The following is a 5,654-nucleotide window of genomic DNA, read 5'->3' as shown; positions in this document are numbered from 1 at the left end:
TTAATCACGGAATTGTGCATCATGTAGCGCTTTATACGGGCCAGCATTAGCAATTAATTGTTCATGCGTGCCTTGTTCTGCAATCCCGCTTTCGTTAATAACAATAATGCGATCGGCATTACGAATTGTTGCTAAACGATGAGCAATAATAAGTGTTGTACGACCTTCTGTTAATTTGTCCAATGATGTTTGAATGATACGTTCGGTTTCTGTATCCAAAGCAGACGTTGCTTCATCTAAAATTAAAATAGGTGGGTTTTTAAGGAACATACGGGCGATAGCAAGGCGTTGTTTTTGACCGCCTGATAATTTAACACCACGTTCACCAATAATCGTATCAATGCCATCTGTCATATTGTTAATGACTTCTTCAAGATTCGCGAGACGAGCAACATGCCAGATTTCATCATCCGTTGCATCCAAACGTCCATAAGCAATATTTTCACGAACCGTACCAGAAAAAAGGTACACATCTTGTTGCACAATCCCAATGTTTTTACGTAAAGAATGGAGTGTCATCTTACGAATATCGATATCATCCACACGAATGGCTCCCTCTTTCACATCGTAAAAGCGTGGCAATAAACTACAAAGTGTTGTTTTACCTGCGCCAGAAGGGCCAACAAATGCAATTGTCTCACCATTTTTAATCGTTAAGTCGATATTATTCAGCACTGTTTTCGAGCCTTCATAACCAAACGTTACATGATCGTAAACAATATTGCCAGTTAACGCAGGTGCTTCAATCGCATCTTCAGCATCAACAATCGTTGGCGCTTGGTTCATTGTTTCTGTAAAACGTTTGAAACCCGCTATCCCTTTAGGGTAACTTTCAATCACGGCGTTGATTTTTTCAATGGGGCGTACCAATACATTAGCGAGCAAGATAAATGCAACAAACTCACCGTTAGTCATTGCTCCGTTAATGCTGTAATAAGACCCCATTAAGAGTGTGAAGAGTGTCATTAGACGAATTAAAAGGTAGTTAATGGAAGAACTTTTTGCCATGGTGCGATAAAATGCTGTTTTAGCATATTTATAGCCATCATTGATGACGCCAAAACGTTTTCGCTCATAATCTTCATTAGCAAAAGCTTTTACCACACGAATACCACCAATTGCATTTTCAAGACCGGCGTTAAAATTGGCGAGTGACTTGAAAATCTTTGAGTTTACACCTGTCATACGCTTGTTGAAATAAACAATCAAGAAGGCAATAAGCGGTACTAAAATAACAGTGGCAACCGCTAATTCAACGTGAATACGCATCATAATAAGGAAAGTACCGATAATTGTCATGATCGCAATGAACACATCTTCAGGACCATGATGTGCGACTTCACCAATTTCAAATAAATCATTCGTCATGCGTGACATTAATTTACCTGTGCGTTGATTATCATAATAATCAAATGATTGTGTTTGCAAGTGTTCATACAAGTCACGACGCATATCTGATTCGATATTTAAGCCCAAAATATGCCCCCAAAAAGTTACAATGTATTGCATGAAACTATTAATGATATAAAAGGCAAACAATGCGACAACTGCTGTGACAATCATTGTCCAATTTTGCGAAGGCAACAATGTATCAATCACACGATTGACTGCAAGTGGAAAAGCTAATTCTAACAGTGCAGCAAAAACAGCACAGGTAAAATCTAAAATAAATAACTTACGATAGGGTCGATAATACCCTATAAAATTTTTAATCATATGTAGACTATCCCCATTTCAGTTGAATTTTTTCTAATTGAGAATATCTCGGAGAAGCGTGGTAGAAAAACCGTATGTTTATAAATTGAAAACACTGTAATAACATGATTAATAAAGGTATTAATTACAGGTGAGTGGTTTTTTAGTGAGATTTCTAATTGAGAATACTCTCTCTATAATAGTTCTTCTGAGAGGTAATTGCAAGATGGCAAAGTGGATAATTTTAAGGTAAGATAGAAAAGAGAGAGTGAGGCGATAGAATGGCAAAACAAAAATTTTATGCAATCAAGAAAGGCCATCGAGTGGGAATTGTTAATACATGGGCGGAATGCCAAGCGTTAACTAAAGGATACTCTGGAGCGATATACAAAAGTTTCCCCACAAAAAAAGAGGCTGAAGACTTTGTTCAAGGGATTAATAGTGCACAACCAGCACACATTGTGGCTTATAATCCAGGTGAATTAGTGGCATACGTCGATGGTAGTTACAACAAAAACACGGAAGAATTTTCATACGGTATGGTGATTATTGATAATGATAAAGTCATCCATCAAGAAGGTCGCAAATTTAAAAATGAATTTTCACCGATGCGTAACGTTGCAGGGGAAGTTTATGGTGCAAAACGGGCGATTGAATACGCGTCAGAATTAGGCAAAGATGTCGGTATTTATTATGATTATACCGGCATTGAGCACTGGGCTAAAGGCGAATGGAAAACAAATAATGACCTAACAAAAGGTTATCGCGAATATGTCAGTTCAATCAATAATATTAAGATTACTTTCCATAAAGTTGCAGCGCATACAGGTGTAGAATACAATGAAATGGTCGATCAAATCGCTAAGCAAGCTTTGTTTGGCTAGATAAGTTATATTTCACCAAAGAAAAAGCGATCCAGCACAGTGCTGAATCGCTTTTTTTGATGAGATAAAAATAGAGTGAGCTGTTTAATTAAAGGCTTGCTAACAATATTTCACGACTAATCTCAGGTGTTAAATCACCATGTTCTGATAATTTCACTTGATCATGTGCAATCAAGTTTGCCACAAGGGCATCAACATCTTTAGCAGTTAGGTCATACGCGCTAAGCGATGTAGGAACTTCTAATGACTCAAGGAAAGCAGCTGTTTTGTCGATAGCAGCAGTGATTCGTTCGTCGTCAGTTCCTGTTGTGATACCCCAAACACGCTCGCCGTATTGTAATAATTTTGATTGTTTTTGTGTTTTGCGGACAGTTAGCATTGCTGGTAAAATAGCAGCTAATGTACGTGCATGGTCAATATGGAAGAGGTTGGTAATTTCATGCCCGATCATATGTGTTGCCCAATCTTGTGGCACGCCTGGACGTAAAACGCCATTTAATGCGTTTGTTGCTGCCCACATAAAGTTGGCACGATCATTGTAGTCGGGTTCTGAATCATTCACAACACGGGGTCCAATTTCAATTAATGTTTGTAACAAACCTTCAGAAAAACGATCAGTGACAAGAGCGCCAGCATCGTAAGTCATGTATTGCTCAAAGATATGAACAAAGGCATCAACAATCCCATTGGCTAATTGACGTTTTGGTAAAGTATAAGTCAAAGTTGGATCTAAGAAAGAGAATTTAGGGAAGGTATGTGCACTCCCAAAACCTAATTTAGCACCTTTTTCAACGAAAGTAATGACACTACCTGCGTTCATTTCTGAGGCAGTGGCAGGAAGCGTTAAAACGCTACCGAATGGTAATGCTGAATGGATGGGTAATTGTTTACCAATACCGCCACCAAACATATCAATAGGATCGCCATCAAATTCCGCTGCAGCAGCAACAAATTTAGTCCCATCAATAACAGAACCACCACCGACAGCTAATAAGAAATCGATTTTTTCGTCTTTCACAACAGCGACAGCTTTCATCAGCGTTTCATAGGTAGGGTTAGCTTCAACACCGGCAAATTCCAAAACAGTACGTTTGCCTAATCCTTCACGGACTTTATCAATTGTTCCAAAACGACGAGCAGACTCGCCACCGAATAAAATTAAAACACGTGCTTCCTGTGGGATTAATGAATCCAATTCATTTAAACGCTCAGGTCCAAACACGATATGGGTAGGGTTATAAAAATCAAATGGTTGTATCATACTAACAACGCCACGCTTTCTTTTTTAGTTTGTCTTTCTGAAACAGTGAAAGTATAACACAGCTTTTTTTAATCACCAAGTTGAATGCTCGGTGTTATTCATCGCATAAGGTGCGTTGCAATTGATCGCTAGGAATAACGCTTAATCCCCAATTACAAATGACATTTAAAACCGGAATCAGTGAGTCGCCTTTGGGTGTTAATGAATACTCGACATGTGGGGGAACAACAGGATAAACGACACGTTTAATGAGGCCGTCTTTTTCCATTTCTTTCAATTGATTCGTTAAGGTTTTAGGTGATATTGAAGCAATGTACCGTTGTAATTCATTAAACCGTACAACTTTTCTTTCATATAATTCATACATAATCATAATTTTCCATTTGCCTTGAATGTGCTTCATAGTGGCATCAAATTCATTTAAATACATGATAAATCGCTCCTTACTTACCTCAAGGTAACTGACTGACCTAAATGTGCGTACTAGTATTATTGCTAGTTTGTTCTATACTAATAGTATCATATAAAAGAGAGAAGGAACGGTCATGAAAAAATTAATCGTAATTACAGGTGCCAGCAGTGGTTTTGGAAAAGAAATGGCGCTCCATTTTAGTGCCGCAGGACATCCTTTGTTATTATTAGCTAGGCGTACAGCCCCCATGTTAGCATTAAATCTTCCAAATACACTCGTTAAAGAAGTAGATGTGACGGATTACAAAGCATTTGAAACAGCGATTCATGAAGCTGAATCTATCTACGGTAAAGTTGATTTACTCGTTAATAATGCGGGGTTAATGTTATTAGGTAATATTTGGACACAAGATCCTGCTGAATGGCAAACGATGCTTAATGTCAATGTACAAGGTGTTTTAAATGGGAGCAAAATTGTATTAGCAGATATGATGGCGCGTAATGAAGGCTCAATTATTAACGTCTCATCCATCGCAGGTAAAAAAACATTTGGTAATCACGCAGCCTATTCAGCGACTAAATATGGTGTGCATGCTTTGACTGAAACGATTCGTGAAGAAGTCAGTGCTACAAACGTGCGTGTGATGCTTGTGGCTCCTGGGGCAGCTGAAACCGAGTTGTTACAACACACAACAGATAACGACATCAAAGAAGGTTACAATGAATGGAAAGAAACAATGGGTGGCATTTCGCTTGATCCAAAACACGTGGCTAACTCTGTGAAGTTTATGTACGACTTACCACAAGAAGTCAGCATTCGCGAGCTGGTGATTGCTGCGACGAAACAAGGCAGCTAGTTAAGAATTGAGTACTATTATCGTAGTGAATTGATTCACTTTACGAAAGTAACATTCCTTAAATACTTTAAAACAACGATTATCATCCCCGATAATTGTTGTTTTTTTGTTTTAGCTCAAAGTTTGCCTCTAATTGTCCTCATTAGGTGTATTTGGTATACTATTATTGTTATTTAACCATTTATTTAGCTCTTTAACAAACTTTAAATAGTACAAAAGTTTTATTAAGGATACAATCGGAGGCACAATCATTTTATCTTTATGATTATGATAACCATTTATTCGAACTACATACAGGTACAATTGAAGAGCGTATAGCAGGCTATAGCGATAATTTATAAGACAAAAACATCAGGGTATTTACCGTGGTGTTTTTGTTTGTTAAAATAATAAACAATATCAATGTGTTGACAATTTTAGTAAACGTTATATAATAATAGTGTGAGGAGTTGAGGGTATGAATTTATTGGAATTAAGCCTTAATGAGCTTAAACAGGGGTACCATGAGCAAAATCAACAATTGCATTGTAATTATTGTGATTGTGT

5 protein-coding genes and 1 pseudogene are annotated in these 5,654 nt (G+C 37.6%); 3 read left to right on the top strand and 3 right to left on the bottom strand.

All coding sequences use genetic code 11. The annotated features are described in order from the left end of the window. A complete protein-coding gene (locus tag IKV95_RS10510; RefSeq protein WP_069136017.1) occupies positions 1-1,716 on the bottom strand; it encodes an ABC transporter ATP-binding protein in 1,716 nt (571 codons plus the stop codon). 260 nt (positions 1,717-1,976) lie between these two features. Between IKV95_RS10510 and IKV95_RS10505 the strand changes: the two genes are divergently transcribed. Then, positions 1,977-2,579 carry a ribonuclease H1 domain-containing protein gene (locus IKV95_RS10505; RefSeq protein WP_069120568.1) on the top strand — a complete coding sequence of 201 codons (603 nt, stop codon included), beginning with the start codon at positions 1,977-1,979 and terminating at the stop codon, positions 2,577-2,579. An 88-nt stretch (positions 2,580-2,667) separates the two neighbouring features. On the opposite strand, the gene IKV95_RS10500 is transcribed toward IKV95_RS10505, so the two are convergent. Both IKV95_RS10500 and IKV95_RS10495 read right to left on the bottom strand, forming a co-directional pair. Continuing rightward, complete coding sequence (locus tag IKV95_RS10500) at positions 2,668-3,840, bottom strand: iron-containing alcohol dehydrogenase (RefSeq protein WP_029092072.1); 1,173 nt, start codon at positions 3,838-3,840, stop codon at positions 2,668-2,670. Positions 3,841-3,934: 94 nt separating this feature from the next. Beyond that, positions 3,935-4,270: a winged helix-turn-helix transcriptional regulator gene (locus IKV95_RS10495; protein WP_069125485.1), complete on the bottom strand. Its 336-nt coding sequence runs from the start codon at positions 4,268-4,270 to the stop codon at positions 3,935-3,937. Positions 4,271-4,385: 115 nt separating this feature from the next. Here IKV95_RS10495 and IKV95_RS10490 point away from each other — a divergent pair, with 115 nt between their 5' ends. After that, on the top strand, positions 4,386-5,108 hold the full coding sequence (locus IKV95_RS10490; RefSeq protein ID WP_287451798.1) for an SDR family oxidoreductase: 723 nt from the start codon (positions 4,386-4,388) through the stop codon (positions 5,106-5,108). A gap of 224 nt (positions 5,109-5,332) precedes the next feature. Continuing rightward, positions 5,333-5,449: pseudogene (locus IKV95_RS11285) on the top strand (FosX/FosE/FosI family fosfomycin resistance thiol transferase); the annotation flags it as partial. Positions 5,450-5,654 lie beyond the last annotated feature (205 nt).

Source organism: Brochothrix sp., from assembly GCF_017549435.1.
Taxonomy (GTDB): domain Bacteria; phylum Bacillota; class Bacilli; order Lactobacillales; family Listeriaceae; genus Brochothrix; species Brochothrix thermosphacta.
Note: the sequence above shows the minus strand (reverse complement) of the source record. Positions and strands in the feature narration are given on the sequence as shown.

Coding starts and splice junctions, on each gene's coding strand:
- IKV95_RS10510 (WP_069136017.1), bottom strand. CDS start 1,716: ATGATTAAAAATTTTATAGGGTATTATCGACCCTATCGTAAGTTATTT.
- IKV95_RS10505 (WP_069120568.1), top strand. CDS start 1,977: ATGGCAAAACAAAAATTTTATGCAATCAAGAAAGGCCATCGAGTGGGA.
- IKV95_RS10500 (WP_029092072.1), bottom strand. CDS start 3,840: ATGATACAACCATTTGATTTTTATAACCCTACCCATATCGTGTTTGGA.
- IKV95_RS10495 (WP_069125485.1), bottom strand. CDS start 4,270: ATGTATTTAAATGAATTTGATGCCACTATGAAGCACATTCAAGGCAAA.
- IKV95_RS10490 (WP_287451798.1), top strand. CDS start 4,386: ATGAAAAAATTAATCGTAATTACAGGTGCCAGCAGTGGTTTTGGAAAA.